Source organism: Lapillicoccus sp., from assembly GCF_025353065.1.
Lineage (GTDB): Bacteria > Actinomycetota > Actinomycetes > Actinomycetales > Dermatophilaceae > Lapillicoccus.
In genome coordinates, this window is record NZ_JANXRJ010000031.1 from 40553 (window position 1) to 66439 (window position 25887).

Sequence of the window (25887 nt, forward strand, 5' to 3'; positions counted from 1 at the left end):
ACCTTCCGGAGGCTCAGCGCTGCTCCGCCTCGGACAGGAACAGCGCGAAGCGGGCCGGCTGCGCCGAGATCAGGTCGAGCCGGCCACCGTTGGACTCGGCGAGGTCCCGAGCCAGAGCAAGGCCGAGACCGGTGCTGTTGCCCAGCCCGCTGCTCACCGAGCGCTCGAAGATGTGCGGCGCCATCGTGGCCGGCACGCCGTCGCCCTGGTCGCTGACCTCAACGACGACGGAGGGTCCGGTGCGCCGGGCCTGGACCTCGACCGTCCCCCGGCCGTGGATCAGGGAGTTCTCGAGCAGGGTGCTCAGCACCTGGCTCAGCGCGACCGGCGTCGCCCTCACGACGAGACCACGTTCACCGTGGACGTGGACGCTGCGCCTGGCCTGCTCGAAGGCCGGCTGCCACTCACGCTGGAGCGCCGCGATGACGGAGTCGAGGGAGACCTCGGGCCGCGGGGCGTCGTTGCCACGACGGCTGCGCATCAGCAGGTCGTCGACGACGCGCGTGAGGCGCTCGACCTGGGCGATGGCGATGTTCGCCTCCTCCTTCACCACGGTGGGGTCGGAGGTCTCGGAGATCTCCTCGAGCCGCATCAGGAGGGCGGTCAGCGGTGTGCGGAGCTGGTGCGAGGCGTCCGACGCGAAGTCGCGCTCGGCGGCCAGCGACTTCGTGACGTCCCGCGCGCTCCGGGCGAGCACCGCGGAGACCCGGTCGATCTCGGGGACCCCCGACACCATCGGCTCCACCTTCGCCTGACCCTGGCCGAAACGCTCGGCCGACAGCGCCAGCCGCTCCATCGGATCGGCCATCCGCTGCGCAGAACGGTTGATGACGACGACGGTGAGGAGCACTGCCAGCACGGCGAGCACGGCGACGGCGATGAGGACCTCGGCCACCCGCGTGGTGGCGGGCACCTCGAGCGACCTCGCGAGCAGCGTCGGGGACCCGACGACCACGGCCCCCACGATCGCGAGCGGGATCCCGGCGACGAGCACAGCGAGGACGACCGCCAGGAGCGACGAGCGCATGAGCTGCTGGCGCATGCTCAGTCCTCCGCGCGCTCGAACCGGAAGCCCACGCCCCTCACGGTGGAGATGTACTGCGGCTGGGCGGCGTCGTCACCGAGCTTTCGCCGCAGGACGCTGATGTGCATGTCGAGGGTCTTCGTCGAGCCGAACCACGCCGTCTCCCAGATCTCGCGCATCAGCTGCTCGCGGGAGACGACCTTGCCCTGCTCGCGCACGAGCACCCGCAGGAGGTCGAACTCCTTGGCGGTGAGGTGCAGCTCCTCGTCCTTGAACCACGCCCGACGCCCCTCGGGGTCGATCCGGAGCATGTCGGTCGACGGGGAGGCGTCCGTGGGGTTGCGGCGCAGCAGCGCCCGCACCCGGGCGAGCAGCTCCGCGAGCCGGAACGGCTTGGTGACGTAGTCGTCGGCGCCGGCGTCCAGGCCCACGACCGTGTCGACCTCGTCGGCGCGGGCGGTGAGGATGAGCACCGGCACGGTCTTGCCGTCGGCACGGATGCGGCGACACACCTCGAGCCCGTCGATGAAGGGCAGCCCGAGGTCGAGGACGACGAGGTCCGGGTTCTCGCGGGCGCCCTCGAGCGCCGCCCGGCCGTCGGGGCGCACGTCGACGTCGTAGCCCTCACGACGCAGTGCCCGGGCCAGGGGTTCGGAGATCGCCGGATCGTCCTCAGCCAGCAGCACACGGGTCATACGGGTGATGCTATGGGACGAAAGGTGCGGCGTGCGTGACGACGCGGCCTGGGGCCCGGCCCGGGGTCCGCCGGCACCCGTCTCGGCAGGGCTCACCGGCCGGGCCAGCGGGGTCGGCGCTTCTCGGCGAAGGCGGCTACGCCCTCGGCCCGGTCGCCGCTGAACGCGGCCTGCCGCCAGCAGTTGTCCTCGATCTCGAGGCCCGCCTCGAGGTAGAGGTCGGAGCCCAGCCGCATGGCGCGTTTGGCCTGCCGCAGCCCGACCGGGGAGTGCTCGGCGATGGTCGCCGCGAGCTCCAGGGCGCGTGCCCTGGCGGTGCCGGTGGCGACGACCTCGTCGACGCACCCGAGCGCGAACGCCTCTCCCGCACCGATGCGCCGGGCCGTGAAGATGAGCGAAGCGGCCTTGGACCAGCCGATCCGCCGGGTCAGTAGCTGGGTGCCGCCGCCGCCGGGGATGACCCCGACCGACACCTCCGGCAGCCCTACGATCGCCCCCTGGCCGGCGACGACCAGGTCGCAGGCCAGCGCCAGCTCGAAGCCGCCACCCAGGGCGAAGCCCTCCACCGCCGCGACGGCGGGCACCGGCAGCGCCAGGATCCCTCCGTATGCCGCGCGGTTGCCCGGCCGCTGCCGCACCAGCTCGGCGTCGGTGAGGGTGTGTCGCTCCTTGAGGTCGGCGCCGACGCAGAACGCGCGGTCCTGCGAGGAGCTGACGACGACGCACCGCACCCGGTCGTCGTGCGCGACCTCCCGCGTCACCCGGACGAGGGCAGCGGCCATCGCGGTGGAGACGGCGTTCAGGGCCGCAGGCCGGTCGAGGACGATCTCGAGGACGTGCCCACCGTCGCCGTGGCGCTCCAGCCGCACGAGGGGGGCGCCGCCCTCCTGCCCGCCCTCCGGCATACCCGCTGCGGTGCTCGTCATCTGCCGTCCCTCTCCCTCTGCTCGGGCGTCGTTTCGTCGGGCGTCCCACGACGGGTGTCGGCGCCGGCCCTGGCGAGGACGTAGGGCTTGACCTTGCCGACGCCCCGCAGCGCGCGGCTGCGGAGGGGGGTGAGGTCGAAGCCCGAGACGCTGTCGAGGGAGTGGGCCATCTGCCCGTCGATGAGCACGTTGCCGGGCTGGGCGATCGAGGTCAACCGCGACGCGCGGTTCACGGTCGTGCCGAAGACGTCGCCGAGGCGCGACAGCACCGGCCCGGCGGCCATCCCGACGCGCACGTCGGGCAGGACGTCGTCGTCGGACATGGCGTCGACGAGGTCGAGCGCCGTGGCGGCCGCAGGCGCGGCCTCCCGGTTGGAGAAGAGGATCTCGTCGCCCACCGTCTTGATGATCCGCCCCCCGTGGGCGGTGACGATGTCGGACGTCAGCACCTCGAACCGCTTGACGACGACCGAGAGCTCGCGTTCGGAGAGTCGGCGGACGAGGTTGGTGAAGGCCACCAGATCCGCGAACCCGATGTGCCGCCACATGCCGTGCTCGTCCGTCGACGGCTCGGCGTCGCTGATCATCCGGGAGATCGCGTCCGTCAGGTGCCGACGCCAGGCGTAGACGAGCAGCGGTTCGAGCTCGTCGACGAGGTCGATGAGCTGGATCGCGGCCGCCTTGGCCGTCGCGACGTCGGGCACGGCCAGCGGGCCGATGCCGTCGCGGCCCTCCTGCGGCGAGATCGACTCGGCGACGAGCTGGACCTGCCAGGCGGCGAGCCGGTCGGCGGTCCGGGCGAACGCCCGGGTGTGGGCGAGCGCGGTCGTCTCGTCCATCGTGCCCTCCCGGACGATCTTGGCGACCGTGCGCAGGGCGTAGAGGTCGGCCTCGGTGAAGAGCTCCTCATCGCTGGTCACGAGGGGGAAGCCGAGGGCGTGCCAGAGCTTGCGGGCACTGAGCAGGGAGACCGCCGCCCCGGAGCTGACGTCGCGGCGGGCCAGGGAACGGGGGCGGCCGAGCAGGGCCGCCGCGATGTCGTCGACATCGGGATCGGGGGGCAGCGACTCGGAGCGACGGCGACGACGCCCGTTGCGGCTGACCTCCTCGCTCGGCTCGTCGCTCATGCGTGCATCATGTCAAGGAGCGAGCGCCGAGGTCATGGGGTGACCGGCCAGAGTTGGCGGTTGCGGCAGCGTTCGGACGACAGCACGGCTCCACCCCGGCTGATCCTGAACCCGCGCTCGGGGTGGCCGCACGGCGGCGATGAGATTGCCGGGGCCTGCCACGGGGGTATCGCGGCGTCCTACCTCCTCTTCCAGCTCCTGGGGGCGATCTCTTCCAGCTCCTGGGGGCGATCGCCGGCGCGGGCGCCACCTGGCTCACCTTCGGCTCGGTCGCCCGTGACCGGGCCGACCTCGGCGCCACCGTCCCCGCCAACGGGGTCAGCGACGGCCCCGCCTTCATCGTCGAGGCTCATCCCCCGAGGAGGGTCCCGGCGCCGGGGGTGTCCGGCGGCCGCACGTGGACGACGTCACCCGCCGCCCAGGCCGAGCGCTCCCCGGCCCGCTCGATCACCAGCCGTCCGTCGTCGTCGACGGCCACCGCTCGACCCAGGACGTCAGCCGCCTCGGCGCGGCTGAGCCGCACCTCCTGCCCGATCGTCGCGCAGTGATCCCGGTATGCCGCCCGCGCGGCGGCGACCTCGGCCGCACCGGCGACCAGCCCGGCATACAGCCCGGCGAGGTGGTCGAGGAAGGAGGCCGCGAGCGCCGTGCCGTCGAGCGCCGTGCCGTCGACGGCCGTCGCCCCGGCCAGCAGGAGCGACGTCGCGGTCGGCACGGGGAGCTCCGCGCGGGTCTGCGTGACGTTGAGCCCCACGCCGATGACGACGAGGGCACCGGACGGGGCTCCCACCACCTCGCAGAGGATCCCGGCCACCTTGCCGAACCCGTCACCGGGCAGCAGGACGTCGTTGGGCCACTTGAGGACGGCCGCGATCCCGGCGTTCGCCTCGACCGCTCGAAGGACGGCGAGCCCGGTGAGGAGCGGGACCCAGCCGGCCCCCGACGGCGGCAGCGGGACCGTCGCGGAGATCAACAAGGAGGAGCCGACCGGCGACTCCCAGCTGCGCCGCAGCCGCCCACGGCCCGCGCTCTGGTGGTCCGCGGTCACGACCAGCCAGGGCCGAGCGAGCCGCGCCGCGCGGGCGTTGGTGGAGTCGAGCGAGGCGTGGTGCTCCACCTCCGTCCACGGCGCCCGCGACGTGACCAACGCCCCACGAAGTCGGTCCGGGTCGATGAGCTGAGCCATGCGCCCAAGGCTAGAGTCACGCCCATGACTGATGTCGGCACGGTCCCTGCTGCGGAGGAGGTCGCGCCCGAGGGGGAGCACGACCTCATGACCACCGCGGGCAAGCTCGCGGACCTCAAGCGGCGGATCGCCGAGGTGGCGCACGCCGGCTCGGAGCGGGCCATCGAGAAGCAGCACGCACGCGGCAAGAAGACCGCTCGGGAGCGGCTCGCCCTGCTCCTCGACGCCGGTACCTTCATCGAGATGGACAAGTACGCCAGGCACCGCTCGTCGGCCTTCGGGCAGGACAAGAACCGGCCCTACGGCGACGGCGTCGTCACCGGCTACGGCCAGATCGACGGGCGCCAGGTCGTCGTCTTCGCACAGGACTTCACCGTCTTCGGCGGGTCGCTGGGGCAGGTGTTCGGCGAGAAGATCGTCAAGGTCATGGACTTCGCGATGAAGATCGGCTGCCCCGTCATCGGCCTCAACGACTCCGGCGGCGCGCGCATCCAGGAGGGGGTGGTCAGCCTCGGGCTCTACGGCGAGATCTTCCGCCGCAACGTCCACGCCTCCGGCGTCATCCCGCAGATCTCGCTGATCATGGGTCCGTGCGCCGGTGGGGCCGTCTACTCCCCCGCGATCACCGACTTCACCGTCATGGTCGACCAGACCTCGCACATGTTCATCACCGGTCCCGACGTCATCAAGACCGTCACTGGCGAGACGGTCGAGATGGAGGACCTCGGCGGGGCCCGCACGCACAACACGAAATCCGGTGTCGCGCACTACATGGGCACCGACGAGCAGGACGCCATCGACTACGTCAAGGCGCTGCTGTCCTACCTCCCGTCCAACAACCTCGAGGAGCCACCGGCCTACGAGAGCCGCGGCGAGGAGGCGCTCGACACCACGGACGAGGACCGCTGGCTCGACACCTGCATCCCCGACTCCCCCAACCAGCCCTACGACATGCACGAGGTCATCCGGCACGTCGTCGACGACGTCGAGTTCCTCGAGGTCCAGCCCCTCTTCGCGCCCAACATCCTGACCGGCTTCGCGCGCGTCGACGGCATGTCGGTCGGGGTCGTCGCCAACCAGCCGATGCAGTTCGCCGGGTGCCTCGACATCGACGCGTCCGAGAAGGCCGCCCGCTTCGTGCGCACCTGCGACGCCTTCAACGTGCCGGTCCTCACCTTCGTCGACGTCCCAGGCTTCCTCCCGGGCACCGACCAGGAGTGGGACGGCATCATCCGACGCGGCGCCAAGCTCATCTACGCCTACGCCGAGGCGACCGTCCCCCTCGTCACCGTCATCACCCGCAAGGCCTACGGCGGCGCCTACGACGTCATGGGCAGCAAGCACCTCGGCGCCGACATCAACCTGGCCTGGCCGACCGCGCAGATCGCCGTGATGGGAGCCCAGGGCGCGGTGAACATCCTCTACCGCAAGGAGATTTCCGCCGCCGAGCAGGAGGGGCGTGACGTCGAGAAGACCCGGCAGGACTTCATCCGCGACTACGAGGAACAGCTCGCCAACCCCTACGTCGCGGCCGAGCGGGGCTACGTCGACACGGTCATCTCCCCCTCCAACACCCGCATGAATGTCACCCGGGCCCTGCGCGCGCTGCGGACCAAGCGCGAGACCCTTCCTCCCAAGAAGCACGGGAACATCCCGCTGTGACCGACGAGGTGCCGGAGGTGGTCGACGCAGCGCCGGTGGTCCGGGTCGTGGCCGGGCACCCGACCCCGGAGGAGCTCGCCGCACTGCTCACCGTGCTCGCTGCCGTCGGTGGCGGCGACGCGGGCGACGTTGGTACTACTGCCCCCTCGCGCTGGAGCGCGCCGAGCGGGCGGCTGCGCACGGCATACGGGCCAGGCTCGGGCGCCTGGCGCGCCTCGGGTATGCCGCGCTGAGACTGTGCTGAGACCGCCGCTGAGACGGTGCGGGGACTGCGGTTCGCCGCGGGCTGTGCCACGGTGGACGCATGAGTCTGCCCGCTGACCTCGGACGGACCGGCAACGAGAGGACGACCATGCCCGGAGTCCACCAGGAGTTCCTCGCGCTACCACTCGGCGTCCTCGCCGACGCGGCCCTCAGCCGAGCGCGCGAGCTCGGCGCCGAGTATGCCGCGCTGCGCGTCGTCTCGAGCCGCGAGCAGTACCTCGTGCTGCACGACCTCGACGTCGAGACCTCGACGACGGCCGACGACCTGGGGCTCGCGGTGCGCGTCATCCACGACGGGTCCTGGGGCTTCGCGGCCGGCATCGCCCTCACGCCGGAGGAGGCCGCCCGGCTCGCGGAGCGCGCGGTCGCCGTGGCGCGGGTGAGCCGGCCGGTGTCCACCGAACGCGTCGTCCTCGCCCCCGAGCCGGTCTACGCCGACCGGCGGTGGTCCTCGCGCTACGAGGTCGACCCCTTCACGGTCAGCGACGCCGACAAGGTGGGCGCCCTGGTCGACCTCTCGGAGCGGCTCGCCGCCGGCGACGGGATCGACGTCACGCGGGCGTCCGTCCAGGCCATCCGCGAGAACGTCTTCTACGCCGACTCCTTCGGCACCTCGACGACCCAGACCCGGGTGCGCATCCACCCCGTCCTCAGCGCCACGACGATCGATCGCGCCACCGGTGGCTTCCAGTCGATGCGCACGCTCGTGCCGCCGGCCGCGGCCGGGTGGGAGTACGTCCTCGGCGCGGACGCTGGGCTCGCCGACGAGGTGGCCGCGATCCCCGAGCTGCTCGCGGCCAAGGTCAAGGCGCCGTCGGTCGTCGCCGGCGACCAGGACCTCGTCATCGACGGGAGCAACCTGTTCCTCACCATCCACGAGTCGATCGGGCACGCGACCGAGCTCGACCGGGTCCTCGGCTACGAAGCGGCATACGCCGGAACGTCGTTCGCGACCTTCGACAAGCTCGGCCACTTCCACTACGGCTCACCGGTGATGAACGTGACCGGCGACCGCGACAGCGACTGGGGCCTCGCCAGCGTCGGCTGGGACGACGAGGGCGTCGCCGGGCAGCACTGGGACATCATCGAGGACGGCATCCTCGTCGGCTACCAGACCGACCGCGCGATGGCCGCCCTGAAGGACCTCGGCCGCAGCAACGGGGCGGCCTACGCCGACAGCGCCCGGCACGTGCCCCTGCAGCGGATGGTCAACGTCAGCCTCCAGCCCGACCCCGAGGGCGGCACGATCGACGACCTCATCGGGAGGGTCGAGGACGGCATCTACATCGTGGGCGACAACTCGTGGTCGATCGACATGCAGCGCTACAACTTCCAGTTCACCGGTCAGCGGTTCTTCAAGATCGAGGACGGTCACCTCACCGGACAGCTGCGCGACGTCGCCTACCAGGCCTCCACGACCGACTTCTGGCGCTCGATGGAGGCGGTCGGCGGCCCGAGCACCTTCTACCGCGGCGGAGCACTCAACTGCGGGAAAGCCCAACCAGGACAGGTCTCCCCGGCCAGCCACGGCACCCCCGCCGCGCTCTTCCGCGGCGTCCGGATCCTCAACACCGTGCAGGAGGCAGGTCACTGATGTCCACCCTCAGCAGCGGATCACTCAGCAGCCCGCAGGAGATCGTCGAGGCCGCCCTGTCGGCGGCGACCACCGACGGCACCATCGTCATCGTCACCGACCGGTCGGAGGCCAACCTCCGCTGGGCGAGCAGCTCCCTCACGACCAACGGGGAGATGGGGTCCCGGTCGGTGACCGTCATCTCGACCGTGGGCGTCGGCGGGGGCACGGCGGCCGGGGTCGTCGGCGCGTCGATCGCGGACGTCGCCGACGTCCGTGCGCTCGTCGAGGCGGCCGAGGCGTCCGCCCGCGGCAGCGAGACGGCGGCCGACGCCGTGCCGCTCATCACTCCCGGCGAGGCCGGCTCCGGTTCCGACTTCAGCCTCGCGCCGGAGCCGACGAGCATCGGCGCCCTCGCGGGCCTCGCGCACGACCTCGGTGAGGTGTTTGCCGCGAGCGGGCCTGCACGACAGCACTTCGGCTTCGCCGAGCAGATCGTCGACACCACCTACCTCGGCTCGTCCACAGGGCTGCGGCTGCGGCACGTCCAGCCGACCGGCCGGCTCGAGATGAACGCCAAGAACGCCGACTGGTCGTCGTCCGCCTACCTCGGCTTCTCGGTGCGCGACCCCTCCGAGGCCGACGCCTTGGCGGCCGACGCGCAGCTCGCCCAGCGACTCGGCTGGGCCGAGCGGTCGATCGACCTCCCCGCCGGCCGCTACGAGGCCATCCTCCCGCCGACCTGCCTCGCCGACCTGCTCATCTACGCGACGTGGGAGGCCGAGGCCAAGTCGACCGACGAGGGTCGATCCGCCTACTCCCGCAAGGGAGGTGGCGCCCGCATCGGCGACCGGTTCGCCGCGCTGCCGCTCGACCTCTACAGCGACTCCGCGCACGCGGGCATCCAGTCGGCGCCCTTCGCCGTCGTGACCGCCTCGACCTCCTCGGCCTCCGTCTTCGACAACGGCCTCCCGCTCGGCCGCCAGGACATCCTGCGTGGCGGCGAGCTCGTCTCGCTCGCCGGCAGCCGTGCGTATGCCGCGACGGCTGCCGCCGCCGGCTCCGGCACCCCGGTGCACGCGTCCGGCGACAACCTCGTCTTCGAGCAGCCAGGCGCCATAGGGTCGCTCGACGATCTCGTCGCCTCGACCGAGCGCGGGCTGCTGCTCGCGACGATGTGGTACATCCGGGTCGTGGACCCCCAGACCCTCCTGCTCACGGGCCTCACCCGCGACGGGATCTACCTCGTCGAGGGTGGCGAGGTGCAGGGCGCCGTCAACAACTTCCGCTGGAACGAGTCCCCCCTCGACGTCCTCGGCCGGATCACCGAGGTCGGCGCCAGCGAGCGCTGCTACCCCCGCGAGTGGGGTGACTACTTCACCCGGGCCGTCGTCCCACCCGTCCGCGTCGCCGACTACAACATGAGCAGCGTGAGCCAGGCCCGCTGACGACCGAAAGCGTAGTCCGCAGCCCTGACTGCCGTCCTCTCCCTCAGCGGCGTCATCCCGGCGATCGCCGCGGTCCGCGCGCGTGTCCGACGACTGCGGTGGCAAGGAAGGTGACGATGCTGAGAACGACGAGGCGCGGGACCCGGCGTCGGCCGACGATCCGGTGCGCACGATCGCCCCCTAGACACCGAAGCGCCGACGCCGTGTCCGCGAGCGCCAGAGGTAGGTCAGCCCGGCGAGCACGAGCACCGCGACGGTCGGCCAGAGGCTGCGCGACCCGCGGCCCTCACTCGTCGTGAAGGTGAAGAAGGCCGCCGCGAGATACGTGAGGAGTCCGAACGCCAGGAGCCGCCAGTCGAATCCGTCGTTCCGGCCGAAGCCCGGCGGTGACGTCCGGCGGACCGCTCGGAAGCGCCACCACGGGATCACGAGGACGAAGACGAGGAGCAGGACGTTGAGCGCCAGACCCCACTCGAGGCCCTGGACGAGCAGGAGGGCCTGGAGCCCGGTCAGGAGCCAGAGTGCCCACCACGCACCGCGCAGCGACTTGACCAGGAGCGAGTCGACCATCGCGATCGCCTCGGCGTGCCGCGGATCGCGCCGCACCGCCTCGTGGAACTTCGCCGCCTCTGCTGCGGCGCTCAGCGTGGGCTCGGCCTGCGCGAGGAGGTAGGCCGCTTCGGCGTTGTCCGGGTCGACTTCGAGGACCTTGCGGACCGACGTGAGGACCTCCTCGCGCGCCACGTCGTCGAACGGGTTGAGCCGGCGGTACTGGATGGTTGCCCTGAGCAGCAACGCATCTGGGTCGTTGGGGGCCAGCGCAACGGCCTGCAGCACCGCGGCATACGCCTCGCCGTAGTGGACGACACTCATCGCCTCCAGACCGGCCGCCCGCATGAAGTGGACGGCGGCGTCGTGGGGCGCGAGCTCGACGGCCCGGGCGAGGAGCGCCTTGGCCTCGTCCCACGTCCTGCGGCTGGCGACCAGGGCGTGCGCGAGCAGGATGACGAGGTGGACGTCGTCCGGCGCGAGGGCCACCGCCCGTCGGGCGAGCACGAGGCCCTCCCGACGGTGCACCCGTCCGCCGACCCGCAGGTGGGCCCGAGCCAGGTCGCCGAGCAGCCGCGGGTCGTCGGGGTGACTCCCGACCAGGGGACCGAGGAGGGTGAGCACCTCGCCGTGACGACCGAGGTCGCCCAGCGCCGCAGCCCTGGCGACCGTCGCCCGCAAGGCCTCGTCGTCCCCTGACACGCGAAGAATGCTACCTGCTGTACCGGAGGATGCGCCGACCTCGTGCGAGGGGTGAGAGGCTCGGCGAATGACCGTCGACCCCGCCGTCCCTCGCCCCACGCGGGCCCTCGGCGTCGACCTCGCCGCGCCCGTCGACGACCGCTACTTCGAGGACTACGTGCCTGGCGGCGTCCACGAGTGGGGCTACGTCACGATGACCGAGGACGAGATCGTCGCGTTCGCCACGCGCTACGACCCCCAGCCGATCCACACCGACCCCGGCTGGGCCGCGACGGGGCCCTTCGGCGGCCTCATCGCCAGCGGCTGGCACACCTCGGCCGAGGGGATGCGCCTCTTCGTCGAGCACTACGTCTCGCACGTCGCCGGGCTCGCCTCACCGGGCATGGACGAGCTGCGCTGGCCGAGACCCGTGCGTCCGGGCGATGTCCTTCGCGCGCGCGTCACGATCCTCGAGGCCCGCGTCTCGGGGTCGCGACCCGATCGCGGCATCGTCACCAGCGGGCTCGAGCTGCTCAACCAGGACGACGAGCACGTGTTCACCGTGCGGGCAGTCAACTTCTTCGGCCGGCGACCCGCCTGACCACGACGTCCGCACCGTCGGCACACCGGTGTCGCGTCGGCGCGGACGCAAACGGTGGCCTGCGCTACGTTCGGACGCGTGACTGCAGACGCCATCGCCACCAGCGCTCCCACCCGCCGGCCCACGGCGGTCGACGCCATCGCCGACGCCCACTTCGACGAGGTCATCGCCCTCAGCCCGATCGCGGCGACGGACTACGGCATCCCCGGGCACGAGGAGGACCTCGACGACTTCTCCCCCGCCGGCATCGCGGCCCAGTCCCACCTGCGTCAGGCCACCCTGGGCCAGCTCGCGATCGCGACCCCCGTCGACGACATCGACCGCGTCACGATCGCCGCGATGACCGAGCGGCTCGGCCTCGCCGAGGAGGTGTATGCCGCGGGCCTGGAGGAGATGGCCCTCAACGTCATCGCCTCCCCCCTGCAGGGCATCCGCGCCGTGTTCGACCTGATGCCCCAGGACACCGACGCGCACTGGTCGACGATCGCCACCCGGCTGACCAAGGTGCCGCAGGCGCTGGCGGGCTATCGCGAGTCGCTCCTCGCCGCGAAGGCCGCCCGCCACGTCGCCCCACAGCGGCAGGTCAACGCCTGCATCGACCAGATCGACGTGCTCGTCGCCGACGACGGCTACTTCGCCGGGCTCGTGGCCGGCGCCCGGTCGGGCCCGGCCGACCTCGACCCGGCGGCGGCGGCGGACCTCGCCGAGGCGGCGGACGGCGCGGCCGCGGCATACCGGGAGCTGGGGGTGTTCCTGCGCGACGAGCTGCTGCCCGTCGCCCCGGCGGCCGACGCCTGCGGGCGCGAGCGCTATGCCCTGCTGTCACGCCAGTTCGTCGGGGTCACCCTCGACCTCGAGGATGCCTATCGCTGGGGCCAGCAGGAGGTCTCGCTGCTCGACGCCCAGATGCACGAGGTGGCCGAGCGGATCCGGCCGGGCGCGACGGTCAAGGAGGCCATCGCCCTCCTCGACGACGACCCGGCATACCGCCTCGAGGGCACCGCCGCTCTGCGGGACTGGATGCAGGGCAAGGCCGACCAGGTCATCGCCGACCTCGCCGACGTCCACTTCGACATCCCCGGCCCGGTGCGCCAGATCGAGTGCCTGATCGCGCCGACCGAGACGGGCGGCATCTACTACACCGGACCCTCCGACGACTTCAGCCGCCCGGGCCGGATGTGGTGGTCGGTGCCCAAGGGCGTGACCAGCTTCGGCACGTGGAAAGAGCTGACGACCGTCTACCACGAGGGCGTCCCGGGTCACCACCTCCAGGTCGCCCAGACGATCTACCGCGCCCAGCTGCTCAACAAGTGGCGGCGCCTCGAGGCCTGGACCTCCGGTCACGGCGAGGGCTGGGCCCTGTATGCCGAGCGGCTGATGGCCGAGCTCGGCTACCTGGACGACCCCGGCAACCGGATGGGCTGGCTCGACGGGCAGTCGCTGCGGGCCGCCCGTGTCGTCATCGACATCGGCGTGCACTGCGGCTTCGACGCACCGGACGAGGTCGGTGGGGGGGCGTGGACCTACGACAAGGCGTGGGACTACCTGTGCGCCCACGCCAACCAGGGCGAGGCGTGGCTGCGCTTCGAGCTCGACCGCTACCTCGGCTGGCCGGGCCAGGCTCCGTCCTACAAGATCGGCGAGCGGCTCTGGCTGCAGCTGCGCGAGGAGGTGAAGGCCCGCGAGGGCGACCGCTTCGACCTCAAGGCGTTCCACCGCCGCGCGCTCGACATCGGGGGCGTCGGACTCGACACCCTGCGCGAGGCCGTGCTCGGCGAGCTCTGACCCGGCGGCGGCCAGGCCTGAAAGGATGGGCGCGTGATCCCCGCCCTCGTGCTCGTCTCCATCGCGGGACTCGTCGTCATCGTCGCCGCGGGCGCCAGCCGGATGCGTGCCTCGGCCCCCCTGCTCCTCACTGCCGTGGGCGTCGGACTGTCGTTCATCCCCGCGATCCCGGACTACCAGGTCACCCCGGAGATCATCCTCTTCGGCATCCTCCCGCCGCTGCTCTACTCCGCGTCGATCCGCACCTCGCTCGTCGACCTCGGCGCCAACCGACGGGTCATCGGACTGCTCTCCGTCGGACTCGTCGTCTTCACTGCCTTCGGCGTGGCGCTCCTGGTCTGGAAGCTGCTCGACGTGCCCTTCGCCGCGGCCCTCGCGCTCGGTGGGGTGGTCGCCCCGCCCGACGCCGTGGCGGCGACCGCGGTCGCCCGCAAGATCGGGCTGCCCCGCCGCCTCGTCACCATCCTCGAGGGTGAGTCGCTCTTCAACGACGCGACGGCGCTCGTCACCGTCCGAGCGGCGATCCTCGGGATCGCCGGGACCGTCACCGTCGCCCAGGTCGGCGGCGACTTCCTCATCGCCGTCGTCGGCGGGTTGGCCGTCGGTGTCATCGTGGCCTCCCTCGTCGGTCAGATCCGCAAGCGGGTCACCACGACGACCACCGACACGGCGATCTCCTTCATGGCCCCGTGGATCGCCTACCTGCCCGCGGAGTCCATCGAGGCCTCGGGGGTCCTCGCCGTGGTCGTCGCCGGCGTCCTCCTGGGGCACAAGGCCCCGATCATCCAGTCGGCCCAGTCGCGGACCGCCGAGCGGATCAACTGGACGACGATCCAGTACCTCCTCGAGAACGCCGTCTTCCTCATCATCGGGCTCCAGGCCCACCTCATCGTGATGACCGTCAAGAGCTCGACCTTCGGTCTCGGTCCGTCGATCGGGTTGGCGCTCCTCGTGCTGCTCGCCGTCATGCTGCTGCGCCCGATCTGGATCTTCGCGGTCGGTGGCCTGCTCTCCCTGTCGCCGGGCGTGACGTTCGACCGGGCCTACGTCAAGCGCTCACTCGTCCTGTCGTGGGCGGGGATGCGGGGCGTGGTGACACTGGCGGCGGCCTTCCTCCTACCGGTCAGCACCCCGCACCGCGACACGCTGGTGTTCATCGCCCTCGTCGTGACCGTCGGCACCCTGCTCATCCAGGGCCTCACCCTCCCCTACCTCGCCCGGGCCCTCGACATCCACGGGCCCGACCCCCGCGAGGACGCGCTCCAGTCGGCGACGGTCCTCCAGCGGGCGGTGGCTCGGGGCAACGCCACGCTGGAGGAGGCCATCGGCCCCGACACGCCCACCGAGATCGTCGACCAGCTGCGCTTCCTCGGCCAGCGCCGCACCGACCTCGCCTGGGAACGTCTCGGCGTCGACCGGGACGACGTGCCGAGCCCCAACGAGGTCTACCGCCGGCTCCGGCGCACGATGCTGGTGGCGGAGCGCGAGGAGGTGCTCCGGCTGCGCGACACCGGCACCATCGACCACGAGGTCCTCGACGAGGTGATGCGCTCGCTCGACCTCGAGGAGTCGATGCTCGCGGGCGTCGAGGCCCGTAACGAGCGCCTCCAGGACCGGCTGATCCTCACCCCCGAGCCCCAGCGTGGCGACTGCCAGCACCTCCAGGACTCCTCCACCCGCATCGAGCCGAAGCACCCCGACCGGTGCGAGGACTGCGTGCGGGAGGGCCTCACCTGGGTGCACCTGCGGATGTGCCTGACCTGCGGCAACGTCGGCTGCTGCGACTCCTCGATCGGCAAGCACGCCGACCGGCACTACGCCGAGGTCCAGCACCCGGTGATGCGCAGCATCGAGCCCGGCGAGGCCTGGCGCTGGTGCTACGTCGACGAGCTGCTCGGCTGACCGACGCGGCATACCCCCCACTTGGTGCGGTGAGATCCGCGTCTGGCGGGGTCGATGCCCGGATTGCCCGGATCCAACCGCAACACGTCGGGGTCTGGCGGGTGCCGGGGTCAGGGGCCGCCGGAGAGTGCGTAGCCGGTCACCTGACCGTCCGCCAGCACCTGGATCACCGTCAGTGCGCTTCCGGGGATGGGTGCCGTCGCATAGATCGCCCCTCCACCGGAGGTCAGGCCGGAGAGCGTGGACCCCGGGGCGAGCCCGGCCAAGACCGAGCCGCGGAGGTAGCTCCGGTCATCGAACTGGATCTTCGGAGGCGCAGCCGAGGGCTTCAGTCGCCACTCCCAGGTGTCCGCGTGGACGGACACCATCCGCGCGCCGGCCACGACCGCCAGCACCAGGACGACGAGGACACCCACGGCCAGGACCGCGGGTCGGATCTCCCGAGGTCGCGCGTGGGCCGTCATGACCTGACGATAGCGGCGCGCGGCGCACCGGACGCGGCATACGGGACGCGGCATACGGGACGCAGCACCGGTACGAGTCCGGTATGCCGGGGGCTCTAGGCTCGCCGACCATGACCGCCGCCCGTGTCCGACTCGTCCTCGCGTCCAGCTCCCCCGCCCGCCTGACCCTCCTGCGGGCCGCGGGCATCCAGCCCACCGTGGTCGTGAGCGACGTCGACGAGGCAGCGGCCGTCGCGGCGGCACGCGAGGCCTACGGCGCGCTCGAGCCGGCCGACATCGCGCTGCTGCTGGCCCGGGCGAAGTGCGAGGCCGTCGCCGTCGACACCACCGACTCGACCCTGGTCATCGGCTGCGACTCCCTCCTCGAGCTCGACGGCGAGGTGCACGGCAAGCCGGTCGACGCGGCCGAGGCCGTCGCCCGCTGGACCGCCATGCGCGGGCGCTCCGGCATCCTCCACACCGGGCACTGGCTCCGGGACGAGCGGGACACCGATGACGAGGGCACCGCGGCCACGCTCGGGGCGACGGTCTCGACGACGGTCCACTTCGCCGACCTGACCGACCTCGAGATCGCGGCCTACGTCGCGACGGGCGAACCGCTCGCCGTAGCCGGCGCGTTCACCATCGACGGTCTCGGCGGCGCGTTCGTGACCGGCATCGAGGGCGACCACCACGCCGTCGTGGGGCTGTCGCTGCCGATGCTGCGCGAGCTGCTGATCGAGATCGGCGTCAGCTGGTTCGACCTCGTCGCGACGGCCGACTGAGCGGGGGACGTCCCCGCTCAGGGGAAGGCGATCTGTCCCGTGAGGTGCGTGACGAGGATGAAGTTGTCGATGTACCAGGCCTGTTGGGCGATGCCGAGCACCGCGATCCCGCACAGCAGGACGACCCGCCAGCGCCGCCACGGACGCAGCCCGAGGAACCAGGCAATGAGCAGGGTGAAGGGGAAGGCGAGGATGGCGTAGCGCAGCCGGGAGAACCCGGGGTTGGTCACGAGCAGCTGGTATGCCGGGTAGGCCCCCGCCCAGCCCCAGATCTCCGGCCCCCAGCGCCAGGTCCGGTGGGTGAGCATGAACCACGCGAACACGCCCAGCGCGACGACCCCGGCCACGGCGCCGATCCAGCCGTAGGCGAGCAGCAGGTAGTCCCACCAGGATCGGAGCTGGATGGCGCTGCTGACCCGCCAGGCGACGAGGGTCTGGCTGTAGGCGTTGGGCACCCCGGTCACCAGAGCGATGACGCCGGGCCAGAGGGCGAAGAGCGCACCGGAGAACGCCGCGAGCGCGATGAGTGCGCCCTTGGTCCAACGCGAGAGGTCCTGCTCCTGGTGCCACCGCACGACCAGGTGGGCGATGATCACCGGCGCCATCGCGGCCACGACGTTGCGGCTGAGGGCCAGCACCACGAGGAGGCCGGCCACCCACCAGTAGTGGCGGGCCCGCAGCTGCGTGAGCAGGACGGCCACGAGCAGGAGCGCCAGCGACTCGGTGTAGGTCGCCTGCAGGATCGGCGCGGAGATGAAGGTGCACAGGCCGACGACGGTGACGACCGCCTCCCACCGGCCCACGGTGCGGTCGACGAGTCGGAAGAGGACCACCATGGCCGCGGCGCCGAGGAGCATCGAGAGCAGGCCACCGGCGACGTAGAAGCTCAGTCCGGTCAGCCGCATGATCCCGCCGACCGCCATGGGATAGACGGGGAAGAAGGCCCACGGGTTCATGTCGATGGAGCCGTCGATCACCCGGGGCAGGACGGTCGGGTAACCGTGGGTGGCGATCTCCTGATACCACTGGCCGTCCCAGTTGCCCATGACCGTCCAGTAGCCCGGTGCGGGCTCGGTCGGGAACATGATCCGCAAGATCCCGTTGGACGCCGGCAGCCCGAGCTGCGACCCCTGGGTGACCATGACGATGCCGGCCGTGATGAGCCGGGTCAGCGCGAAGACGGCGAGGGGGAACCACAGTCCGAACCGGCGCCACCAGGCGGGCTCGGCCAGGGCCGCGGGAGCGGTGTCGATCTCGGCGTACGGTCGGCCGACGTTCTCGAGGTTGCGCTCGATCGCCCCCCTGACCCAACGGCGGGCCCGCTCGCCGCGTGACCCCGACGACTCCGGATCGGACGCCTCACGCGCGTCCGGGTCGGTCGTGACGGTGGTGATGGCAGGCTCCTCGGTGATCACAGGTCGTGGCGGCCCCCAGCGTACGTCGACCGGCTGTCCTGGCCAGTCCCCGCGACAGCGGTCGGGTCAGACCGGCGGGATCGAGCGGCGGCGCTCACTGAAGGCGCGGTCGCGGCGCGCGGCATACCGCAGCCGGTGGAGCAGCTCGGCCCGCAGCTCATCGGCCTCGATGATCCCGTCGAGGACGAGGTCGGCCGCGAGCCGCTCGAGGTCGACGTCGGCCTCGTAGTCGAGCCGGGCCCGCGCGACGAAGGCGTCCCGTGCCGGGATGCCTTCTGCCGCCTCGATGGCGGCGATCCTGTTGGCGTAGACGGCGTTGACGGCGGCCTCGGGACCCATCACCGCGATCCGGGCGGTGGGCAGGGCGAGGGTCGCGTCGGGCACGAAGCCCGGCCCGCCCATGGCGTAGAGCCCGGCGCCGTACGCCTTGCGCACGATGACGCAGAACTGCGGCACGGTGGCCTCGGCGACGGCCGAGACCATCTTGGCGCCGTGCCGGATGATCCCGCCGCGCTCGACCTCGGAGCCGATCATGAAGCCGGGCACGTCGGCGAGGTAGATCAGCGGGATCGAGAAGGCGTCGCACAGCCAGATGAAGCGAGCCGCCTTGTCGGCGCTGTCGGCGAAGAGCACCCCGCCCTTGACGGCCGAGTTGTTGGCGACGATCCCGACGCTCTCGCCGCCCATCCGGCCGAAGCCGATGACGAGCTCCGGCGCGAAGAGCGGCTTGATCTCGAAGAACGACTCGTCGTCGACGAGGCCGTCGACCACCTCGTGGACGTCGAAGGGCACCGACTCCCGCTCGGGCACAGTATGCCGCGTCAGCGGCGCCGTCGGCTCCTCCGGGCCGTAGCTCGGCGGACGGTCGTGCCACGTGCTCGGCAGGTAGGAGAAGTAGAGCTTGGCCAGCTCGATGGCCTCGACGTCGTCGGCGGCCAGCAGGTCGCCGCAGCCGGAGACGGTGCAGTGCATCCGGGCGCCGCCCATCTCCTCGAGCGAGACCTTCTCACCGACGACCATCTCCGCCATCCGGGGGCTGCCGAGATACATCGAGGCGTTGCCCTCGACCATGATGACGATGTCGGTGAAGCTCGGGATGTACGCGCCACCGGCGGCGCTCGGCCCGAAGAGGCAGCAGATCTGCGGGACCCGCCCCGAGAGCGCCACCTGGTTGTGGAAGATGTGGCCGGCGCCGCGACGGCCGGGGAACATCTCCACCTGGTCGGTGATCCGGGCGCCGGCGGAGTCGACGAACCAGAAGATCGGCAGCTCCTCGCGCAGCCCCATCTCGGTGGCCCGCACGATCTTCTCGACGGTGCGCGCTCCCCACGAGCCGGCCTTGACGGTCGGGTCGTTGGCGATGACGATCGCGGCGCGGCCCTCGACGGTGCCCCGACCGGTGACGACGCCGTCGGCGGGCAGACCCGGCGCCCGCGAGTTGGCGTAGCGGCCGTCCTCGACGAACGAGCCCTGGTCGAAGAGCAGCTCGACGCGCTCGCGGACCGCGATCTTGCCCTGGGAGTCGAGCTTGGCGCGGGCCTTGTCGGTCGGCTTGGCCGATGCCTCGTATGCCGCGGCGAGCCGCTCGCGGACGTCGGCGACCCGCGGGTCACGACCCCCCGGCATACTCATGCCGGCAGCCCGAGGCCGCGGGCGATGAGCATCCGCTGGACCTCGGAGGTGCCCTCACCGATCTCGAGGATCTTGGCGTCGCGGAAGAAGCGCGCCACGGGATACTCCTCCATGAAGCCGTTGCCGCCGAAGACCTGCGTGGCGATGCGGGTCGCCGTGACCGCGGCCTCGGTGGAGTAGAGCTTGGCGATCGAGGCGGCCTGCTTGACGTCCTGCATCGACCGGCGGCCGAGGTGCAGCTCGTCCTTGAGCCAGGCAGCCTTGTAGGTCAGCATCCGGGCGGCGTCGACCATGACCGCGAGGTCGGCGATCTGGAACGAGACACCCTGGTTGGCGCCGATCGGCCGACCGAAGGCCTGCCGGGTCCTGGCGTAGTCGGTGCTCAGCTCGAGGCAGGCCTGCGCGCACCCGACGGCGAGCGCGCTGATCGCGATGCGCCCGTCGTCGAGGGTCTTGAGGAACTGCCTGAAGCCCTCGCCCTCGGCGCCGAGCAGGTTGGTGACCGGCACGCGGCAGTCCTGGAAGGTCAGGCCGTGCGTGTCGGAGACGTGCCAGCCGAGCTTGCGGTAGGGCGGCTCGACGATCAGGCCAGGGGTGCCGGACGGGACCATGATCGCCGAGATCTGTGGTGTGCCATCGGGGTTGGTGCCGGTGCGGGCGGTCACCGTGACGACCGAGGTGATGTCGGTGCCGGAGTTGGTGATGAAGGCCTTGGCGCCGTTGAGGACCCACTCGTCGCCGTCGCGGACGGCCCGGGTGCGGGTGGCCCCGGCGTCGGATCCGGCCTCCGGCTCGGTGAGGCCGAAGCCGGCGAGAGCGGTGCCGGCGACGAGGTCGGGCAGGAAGCGCTCCTTCTGCTCGTCGTCGCCGTAGGTGAGGATCGGGTTGATGCCGAGGCCGACGCCGGCCGACAGGGTGATCCCGATCGACTGGTCGACCCGGCCGAGCTCCTCGATCGCGACGATCAGCGCGGTGAAGTCGGCGCCGTCGTCGCCCTGCGAGCCGCCGAACTCCTCGGGCACGACGAGGCCGAAGAGGCCCAGCTGGCCCATCTTGGGGACGAGGTCGGTGGGGAAGTGCGCGTCGCGGTCCCAGGCTCCGATGTGGGGGGCCACCTCGGTCTCGGCGAAGTCGCGCACGACGGCGCGGAAGTCCTCGTGGTCCTTGCTCAGCTCGAACATCGGTGGCCCCTCTCGATGGTGCGCGGGTCTGCTCCGAGGATCGCCCGGTGACCACGCCGCATACTTGACGTTGACGTAAACGTAAACGATACTCGCCAGTATGGCGAGCGTGGGTGTCACCAGCACGAGCAGCAGGAGCAGCACGAGCGGCACGACCTGGACCATCGCCGAGATCGCGGACGACTTCGACATCACCCATCGCACCGTGCGGCACTACGAGGAGCTCGGCCTGCTCTCCCCCGAGCGCCGCGGCACGCAGCGGGTCTACCACCGCCGCGACCGCACCCGCCTCAATCTCATCCTGCGCGGCAAGCGACTCGGCTTCCCGCTCGAGGAGATCCGCACGATCATCGACCTCTACGACGCCCCCCGCGGTCGGTCGTCCCAGCTCGAGTACGTCCTCGGCCAGATCGACGACCGGCGCACCGACCTCGAGCAGCGTCGACGCGACCTCGACGAGGCACTCGCCGAGCTGGCCACCTTCGAGGAGCGATGCCGGGCGGACCTCGCCTGGCTGGGCTGACGGCCAGCGCCCCCTCGGCACTCGTTGGGGCACGCTCGGCGCTCGTCGGGGCACCCCGGCACGAGGGGCTGGATCAGGGCGTGTTGGTCGTGAGGTTCCAGGTGACCCGCTTCCCCGAGATGAGGAAGTTGAGCAGGCCGAAGTTGAGCGAGTAGTTGACGGTGAGCCGGTCCTCGCCGCCGGAGCCGCCGAGGCTGACCGAGCTGACGAGCACCGTGGTGAGGGTGTAAACGTCGTTCGTGGTCCCTCCACCCGTCGTGGGAGTCACGAGGGTGAGGACCGCAGAGGTGCTGGTCAAGCCTCCGAGCATCTTCTGGGTCAGCGGAGCGGTCGCGGTGTCGACGTAGCTGGTGAAGGACAGGTCCTGGATGGCCGGCTTGGCGCCACCACCACCCCCGACGACGACGGTCGGGTTCGACGCCCCCCAGGAGAACGCCAGCACCGTGAGGGCTCCGACGAAGCCGACGTCGGTCGATCCACCGGTGACTCCCGGGATCTTCAGGTACATGCTGATGCTCATCGGGTGGTCTCTCGATCAGTGGTGCTGTCGGTGGCGGGAGCGGTGTCAGAAACGGTGTCCCAAGCGGAGGGAGCCCACCCGTCGAGGACGATCTCGTAGCGCGCCGACCCGTCACCTCCGAGGTCGACCCGCTGCTGGTGAGCGACGTAGCTGCCGCTGCACCCGGCATACCGGCCGGTGCCGCCGATGACGGCGAAGACGCCGTGCCCCTGCAGGTCGACCGTCCCGGACCCGACCAGCGTCCCGCCGGGGAGGGTGAAGAGATGCTGCTCCAGCGTCGAGGCCGTGCCGCCGTGGGGGGGCTGCCCGCGGTCGTGCAGTCGCACCACGTCGGAGTGCAAGGTGCCCGTGCCACCGCCGGACGTCGTCACTGTCGCGGTGACGACGGAGCGCTCCCCGGCTCGTGCCACGAGGTGCTGGACCGCCCCGGGTCGGGCAGCGGCCGGGGCGTCGATGCGGCGAAGTCCGCTGCCCGACAACGATATTCGCGTCGTCCCACCGGAGGTCACGGACCCCGTCGTCGCCCGGGCAGGACTTGCGGCTACGACGCCCGCCGCCGTGGCGGCGGCACCGACGGCCGCGGAGGCGAGGACGGACCGACGCGTGCTGAAGGCCATGTCTGGTCCCTTCGAAGAGCCGGGTTGTGAAGGCACACGCTAGACCTCGATCGGCGCGCTGCATAGAGGCCGGAGCCGGGGCGCCCCAGCCAGCGTGCGAGGCTGGTTCCCCAGCTCGATCACCACCCACGGCCGCGACGACCCGGCCACCACAGACGACGACGAGGTGCTCCGCATGACCACCGCAGCAGACAGCACGATCTCCGACTACGCCCACCCGGAGCGGCTCGTGACGACCGCGTGGCTGGCGTCCCAGATCGAGGCAGGAACCGTCGGCACCCCTGGCGGCATCGTCCTGGTCGAGTCCGACGAGGACGTCCTGCTCTATGACACCGGCCACATCCCGGGCGCCGTCAAGGTCGACTGGCATACCGACCTCAACGACGACGTGACCCGCGACTACGTCGACGGGGCGCGCTTCGCTGAGGTGCTCGGTGCCCGCGGCATCGGCCGCGACACCACCGTCGTCATCTACGGAGACAAGAGCAACTGGTGGGCGGCCTACGCCCTGTGGGTGTTCAGTCTCTTCGGCCACGAGGACGTCCGGCTGGTCGACGGCGGGCGCGCGAAGTGGGTCGCCGAGGGCCGCGAGATGACCCGTGACGTGCCGACCCCGACGCCGGTGGACTACCCCGTCGTCGAGCGCGACGACGCGCCGATCCGCGCCTTCAAGGACGACGTGCTCGCCCACCTCGGCAAGCCCCTCGTCGATGTCCGCTCCCCCGGCGAGTACTCCGGCGAGCTGCTGCACATGCCCGACTACCCCCAGGAGGGCGCGATGCGCGGCGGGCACATCCCCGGCGCCCGGAGCGTGCCGTGGGCGAAGGCGGCCAACGAGGACGGGACCTTCAGGTCGCGGGCCGACCTCGAGGCGCTCTACCAGGTCGAGCAGGGCCTCTCCCCCGAGGACGACGTCGTCGCCTACTGCCGCATCGGCGAGCGCTCCTCCCACACCTGGTTCGTGCTCACGCACCTGCTCGGCTTCGAGCACGTCCGCAACTACGACGGCTCGTGGACCGAGTGGGGCAACGCCGTGCGCGTCCCCGTCGAGAAGGGGGCGCCCGAGAAATGAGCACCCCGGAGACCAGCACCCCGCTACCGCCCGCCCTGGCCGAGATCGCCGAGGACTTCGCGGCGGTCACGGCCCGCGAGCGGCTGCAGCTGCTGCTGGAGTTCAGTGACGACCTCCCGCCACTGCCGGAGCGGTATGCCGGGCACGCCGAGCTGCTGGAGCGCGTGGACGAGTGCCAGTCACCGCTGTTCCTCGTCGTCGAGGTGGGCGACGCCGCCGCCGGCGGCTCGCCCGACGACCGCCCGGTGAGCATCTTCTTCCAGGCGCCGCCCGAGGCCCCGACGACGCGTGGCTTCGCGGGCATCCTCCACGAGGGGCTCGACGGACTGACCGCCGCCGAGGTCCTCGCCGTGCCGGACGACGCTCCCTACCGCTTCGGGCTCGCCGAGGCCGTCTCGCCGCTGCGGCTGCGTGGCATGGTGGCGATGCTCGGCCGGATCAAGCGGCAGGTGCGGCTGAAGTCGGTGACCGCCTGAAGTAAGGGTACCCTTACCACTATGACCGCAGCTGCCCCGCCCGCCCGCACGGCCCGCCCCCAGACCGTCATCGAGGTGGTCCGCACCGAGCGCCTGACCCCGCACCTCGTGCGGGTGCATGCCGGCGGCCCGGGCCTGGCGGCGTTCTCCCCCAACGCTTCCACCGACGCCTACGTCAAGATCCTCTTCGCCAGGCCGGAGCTCGGACTCGAGCCGCCCTACGATCTCGCGGCCCTGCGGTCGACGCTGGCTCCGGACGACCTGCCGGTGACCCGGACCTACACCGTGCGCCGGTTCGACGCCGCAGCCAGCGAGCTGGCCATCGACGTCGTCGTCCACGGCGACGAGGGCGTCGCGGGCCCCTGGGCGGCGGCGGCGCAGCCCGGCGACCGGCTGGTGTTCTCCGGCCCGGGCGGTGGCTACGCCCCGGACCCCACCGCCGACTGGCACCTGTTGGTCGGCGACGAGTCGGCGACCCCGGCGGTGGCCGCTGCCCTGGAGGTGCTTCCCGAGGGCGCCAGTGGGGTCGCCCTGCTCGAGTGCGACGGACCCGACGACGAGCTGGATCTCGTTGCACCACAGGGGGTCGAGGTCAGGTGGCTGCACCGGGACGACACCGGGACGACGGACGGCACCGGCACGACGCTGCTGGCCGACGCGGTCGCCGCCCTCGAGTGGCGGACCGGGCGGGTCCATGTCTTCGCCCACGGCGAGCGCGAGTCGATGAAGGCGCTGCGCGACGAGCTGCTGAACCGACGCGGCATACCCCGGGCCGACCTGTCGCTCTCGGGCTACTGGGCGCGCGGCCGCACCGAGGACCGTTTCCAGGCCGAGAAGCGCGAGCCGGTCGGCCAGGTCCTCTAGCCCAACCCCTTGCGTCCGCGCGAACGGCACACCGGTGTCGCGTTGGCGCGGACGCAACGGTCTGAGAGCCCGTCAGCCGCCGATCTGGCCGCGCACGGCATAGAGCTCGGGAAAGAAGGTGAGGTCGAGCGCGCGACGCAGGAAGTCGACGCCGCTCGAGCCGCCGCTCCCCCGCTTGTGGCCGATGACGCGCTCGACGACCTTGAGGTGGCGGAAGCGCCACAGCTGCATGTTGTCCTCGAGGTCGACGAGCTCCTCGCAGGTCTCGTAGACGCCCCAGTGGTCGGCGGGCGCGGCATACACCTGCGCGTAGACCGCGACCATCCGCTCGTCGAGGGTGTGCGACCTCGACCAGTCGCGCTCGACGAGGTCTGCGGGCACGGCATACCCATGACGGGAGAGGTAGCGCAGGAACTCGTCGTAGAGGCTGGGCTCGACGAGCAGCCCGGAGAGCAGCTCACGGGCGGCGGGGTCGTGATCGAAGACGGTGAGCATGTCGGCGTTCTTGTTGCCGAGCAGGAACTCCACCGCGCGGTACTGCCACGACTGGAAGCCGCTGCTGGTCGCGAGGAACGGCCGGATCTCGGCGTACTCGCTCGGAGTCAGCGTCGCGAGCACCGACCACTGCTCGGTGAGCACCTCCTGGATCCGCTTGACCCGGGCCAACCGCTTGAGCGCCGGCGCGAGCTCATCGGTCGTGAGCAGGCCTCTGGCGGAACGCAGCTCGTGCAGCATGAGCTTGAGCCACAGCTCCGAGGTCTGGTGCTGAATGATAAAGAGCAGCTCGTCGTGCTGTGGTGGCTCGCTCCGGGGCCGCTGCGCCGTCAGGAGCTGGTCGAGCCCGAGGTAGTCGCCGTAGGACATGCTCCGGCTGAAGTCGCGCTGCACCTCGGGCTCGATCGCCCGCTCGTTGGTCGCCATGCGCCGAGGGTATGC

General features: G+C 71.6%; 25 protein-coding genes. 12 read left to right on the forward strand and 13 right to left on the reverse strand.

Annotated features, from left to right (window positions below):
- Positions 1 to 13: 13 nt before the first annotated feature.
- The 5 genes from Q0R63_RS02515 to Q0R63_RS02535 form a co-directional block, all read right to left on the reverse strand.
- Positions 14 to 1042: a HAMP domain-containing sensor histidine kinase gene (locus Q0R63_RS02515; protein ID WP_295693512.1), complete on the reverse strand. Its 1029-nt coding sequence runs from the start codon at positions 1040 to 1042 to the stop codon at positions 14 to 16.
- A gap of 2 nt (positions 1043 to 1044) precedes the next feature.
- Positions 1045 to 1719, reverse strand: a complete 675-nt coding sequence (locus Q0R63_RS02520) for a response regulator transcription factor (protein ID WP_295693515.1) — start codon at positions 1717 to 1719, stop codon at positions 1045 to 1047.
- A 92-nt stretch (positions 1720 to 1811) separates the two neighbouring features.
- Positions 1812 to 2645, reverse strand: coding sequence for an enoyl-CoA hydratase-related protein (locus Q0R63_RS02525; protein ID WP_295693518.1), 834 nt, complete (start codon positions 2643 to 2645; stop codon positions 1812 to 1814).
- A complete protein-coding gene (locus Q0R63_RS02530) occupies positions 2642 to 3772 on the reverse strand; it encodes an adenylate/guanylate cyclase domain-containing protein (protein ID WP_295693521.1) in 1131 nt (376 codons plus the stop codon). Before Q0R63_RS02530 ends, Q0R63_RS02525 begins: the two co-directional genes overlap by 4 nt.
- Positions 3773 to 4121: 349 nt before the next feature.
- Positions 4122 to 4958: a biotin--[acetyl-CoA-carboxylase] ligase gene (locus Q0R63_RS02535; RefSeq protein WP_295693524.1), complete on the reverse strand. Its 837-nt coding sequence runs from the start codon at positions 4956 to 4958 to the stop codon at positions 4122 to 4124.
- 24 nt (positions 4959 to 4982) lie between these two features.
- On the opposite strand from Q0R63_RS02535, the gene Q0R63_RS02540 reads away from it, so the two are divergent.
- The 4 genes from Q0R63_RS02540 (at position 4983) to Q0R63_RS02555 (ending at position 9905) form a co-directional block, all read left to right on the forward strand.
- Positions 4983 to 6620 (forward strand): acyl-CoA carboxylase subunit beta, encoded by a 1638-nt coding sequence (locus tag Q0R63_RS02540; protein WP_295693528.1) that lies wholly within the window; start codon positions 4983 to 4985, stop codon positions 6618 to 6620.
- The gene (locus Q0R63_RS02545) at positions 6617 to 6853 is read left to right on the forward strand and encodes an acyl-CoA carboxylase epsilon subunit (RefSeq protein ID WP_295693530.1); all 237 of its coding nucleotides are present in this window, start codon (positions 6617 to 6619) and stop codon (positions 6851 to 6853) included. The genes Q0R63_RS02540 and Q0R63_RS02545 overlap by 4 nt, the downstream gene beginning before the upstream one ends.
- Positions 6854 to 6924: 71 nt before the next feature.
- Positions 6925 to 8478, forward strand: coding sequence for a TldD/PmbA family protein (locus Q0R63_RS02550; RefSeq protein ID WP_295693532.1), 1554 nt, complete (start codon positions 6925 to 6927; stop codon positions 8476 to 8478).
- Entirely contained in the window at positions 8478 to 9905 is a 1428-nt protein-coding gene (locus Q0R63_RS02555; RefSeq protein ID WP_295693534.1) for a metallopeptidase TldD-related protein, read from the forward strand. Before Q0R63_RS02550 ends, Q0R63_RS02555 begins: the two co-directional genes overlap by 1 nt.
- A gap of 180 nt (positions 9906 to 10085) precedes the next feature.
- Here Q0R63_RS02555 and Q0R63_RS02560 read toward each other — a convergent pair whose 3' ends face one another.
- Complete coding sequence (locus tag Q0R63_RS02560; protein ID WP_295693536.1) at positions 10086 to 11156, reverse strand: tetratricopeptide repeat protein; 1071 nt, start codon at positions 11154 to 11156, stop codon at positions 10086 to 10088.
- A 67-nt stretch (positions 11157 to 11223) separates the two neighbouring features.
- Between Q0R63_RS02560 and Q0R63_RS02565 the strand changes: the two genes are divergently transcribed.
- The 3 genes from Q0R63_RS02565 (at position 11224) to Q0R63_RS02575 (ending at position 15423) form a co-directional block, all read left to right on the forward strand.
- Positions 11224 to 11736, forward strand: a complete 513-nt coding sequence (locus tag Q0R63_RS02565) for a MaoC family dehydratase (protein ID WP_295693538.1) — start codon at positions 11224 to 11226, stop codon at positions 11734 to 11736.
- 78 nt (positions 11737 to 11814) lie between these two features.
- Positions 11815 to 13521, forward strand: coding sequence for a DUF885 domain-containing protein (locus Q0R63_RS02570; RefSeq protein WP_295693540.1), 1707 nt, complete (start codon positions 11815 to 11817; stop codon positions 13519 to 13521).
- Between the two features lie 33 nt (positions 13522 to 13554).
- Positions 13555 to 15423 carry a cation:proton antiporter gene (locus Q0R63_RS02575; RefSeq protein WP_295693541.1) on the forward strand — a complete coding sequence of 623 codons (1869 nt, stop codon included), beginning with the start codon at positions 13555 to 13557 and terminating at the stop codon, positions 15421 to 15423.
- Between the two features lie 110 nt (positions 15424 to 15533).
- On the opposite strand, the gene Q0R63_RS02580 is transcribed toward Q0R63_RS02575, so the two are convergent.
- On the reverse strand, positions 15534 to 15887 hold the full coding sequence (locus tag Q0R63_RS02580) for a hypothetical protein (protein ID WP_295693543.1): 354 nt from the start codon (positions 15885 to 15887) through the stop codon (positions 15534 to 15536).
- Between the two features lie 110 nt (positions 15888 to 15997).
- Here Q0R63_RS02580 and Q0R63_RS02585 point away from each other — a divergent pair, with 110 nt between their 5' ends.
- Complete coding sequence (locus Q0R63_RS02585) at positions 15998 to 16651, forward strand: Maf family protein (RefSeq protein WP_295693545.1); 654 nt, start codon at positions 15998 to 16000, stop codon at positions 16649 to 16651.
- A 17-nt stretch (positions 16652 to 16668) separates the two neighbouring features.
- Here the strand turns inward: Q0R63_RS02585 and Q0R63_RS02590 are convergent, their stop codons facing one another.
- The 3 genes from Q0R63_RS02590 to Q0R63_RS02600 form a co-directional block, all read right to left on the reverse strand.
- A complete protein-coding gene (locus Q0R63_RS02590; protein WP_295693547.1) occupies positions 16669 to 18066 on the reverse strand; it encodes a hypothetical protein in 1398 nt (465 codons plus the stop codon).
- 66 nt (positions 18067 to 18132) lie between these two features.
- The gene (locus Q0R63_RS02595; protein ID WP_295693549.1) at positions 18133 to 19698 is read right to left on the reverse strand and encodes an acyl-CoA carboxylase subunit beta; all 1566 of its coding nucleotides are present in this window, start codon (positions 19696 to 19698) and stop codon (positions 18133 to 18135) included.
- Positions 19695 to 20879, reverse strand: a complete 1185-nt coding sequence (locus tag Q0R63_RS02600) for an acyl-CoA dehydrogenase family protein (protein ID WP_295693551.1) — start codon at positions 20877 to 20879, stop codon at positions 19695 to 19697. The genes Q0R63_RS02595 and Q0R63_RS02600 overlap by 4 nt, the downstream gene beginning before the upstream one ends.
- Positions 20880 to 20979: 100 nt before the next feature.
- Between Q0R63_RS02600 and Q0R63_RS02605 the strand changes: the two genes are divergently transcribed.
- Positions 20980 to 21402, forward strand: a complete 423-nt coding sequence (locus Q0R63_RS02605; RefSeq protein WP_295693555.1) for a MerR family DNA-binding transcriptional regulator — start codon at positions 20980 to 20982, stop codon at positions 21400 to 21402.
- Positions 21403 to 21475: 73 nt separating this feature from the next.
- Here Q0R63_RS02605 and Q0R63_RS02610 read toward each other — a convergent pair whose 3' ends face one another.
- Positions 21476 to 21922: a type VI secretion system tube protein Hcp gene (locus Q0R63_RS02610; RefSeq protein ID WP_295693558.1), complete on the reverse strand. Its 447-nt coding sequence runs from the start codon at positions 21920 to 21922 to the stop codon at positions 21476 to 21478.
- Positions 21919 to 22539 (reverse strand): hypothetical protein, encoded by a 621-nt coding sequence (locus Q0R63_RS02615; protein WP_295693562.1) that lies wholly within the window; start codon positions 22537 to 22539, stop codon positions 21919 to 21921. The genes Q0R63_RS02610 and Q0R63_RS02615 overlap by 4 nt, the downstream gene beginning before the upstream one ends.
- Positions 22540 to 22714: 175 nt before the next feature.
- On the opposite strand from Q0R63_RS02615, the gene Q0R63_RS02620 reads away from it, so the two are divergent.
- From Q0R63_RS02620 to Q0R63_RS02630, 3 genes are read left to right on the forward strand one after another with little or no spacing between them, the layout of a single operon-like run.
- Positions 22715 to 23611: a sulfurtransferase gene (locus Q0R63_RS02620; protein WP_295693565.1), complete on the forward strand. Its 897-nt coding sequence runs from the start codon at positions 22715 to 22717 to the stop codon at positions 23609 to 23611.
- Complete coding sequence (locus tag Q0R63_RS02625; RefSeq protein WP_295693567.1) at positions 23608 to 24087, forward strand: SufE family protein; 480 nt, start codon at positions 23608 to 23610, stop codon at positions 24085 to 24087. Before Q0R63_RS02620 ends, Q0R63_RS02625 begins: the two co-directional genes overlap by 4 nt.
- 21 nt (positions 24088 to 24108) lie before the next feature.
- A complete protein-coding gene (locus tag Q0R63_RS02630) occupies positions 24109 to 24951 on the forward strand; it encodes a siderophore-interacting protein (protein WP_295693570.1) in 843 nt (280 codons plus the stop codon).
- A 72-nt stretch (positions 24952 to 25023) separates the two neighbouring features.
- Here Q0R63_RS02630 and Q0R63_RS02635 read toward each other — a convergent pair whose 3' ends face one another.
- Positions 25024 to 25872 (reverse strand): tryptophan 2,3-dioxygenase family protein, encoded by an 849-nt coding sequence (locus Q0R63_RS02635; RefSeq protein WP_295693572.1) that lies wholly within the window; start codon positions 25870 to 25872, stop codon positions 25024 to 25026.
- Between the last annotated feature and the right edge of the window lie 15 nt (positions 25873 to 25887).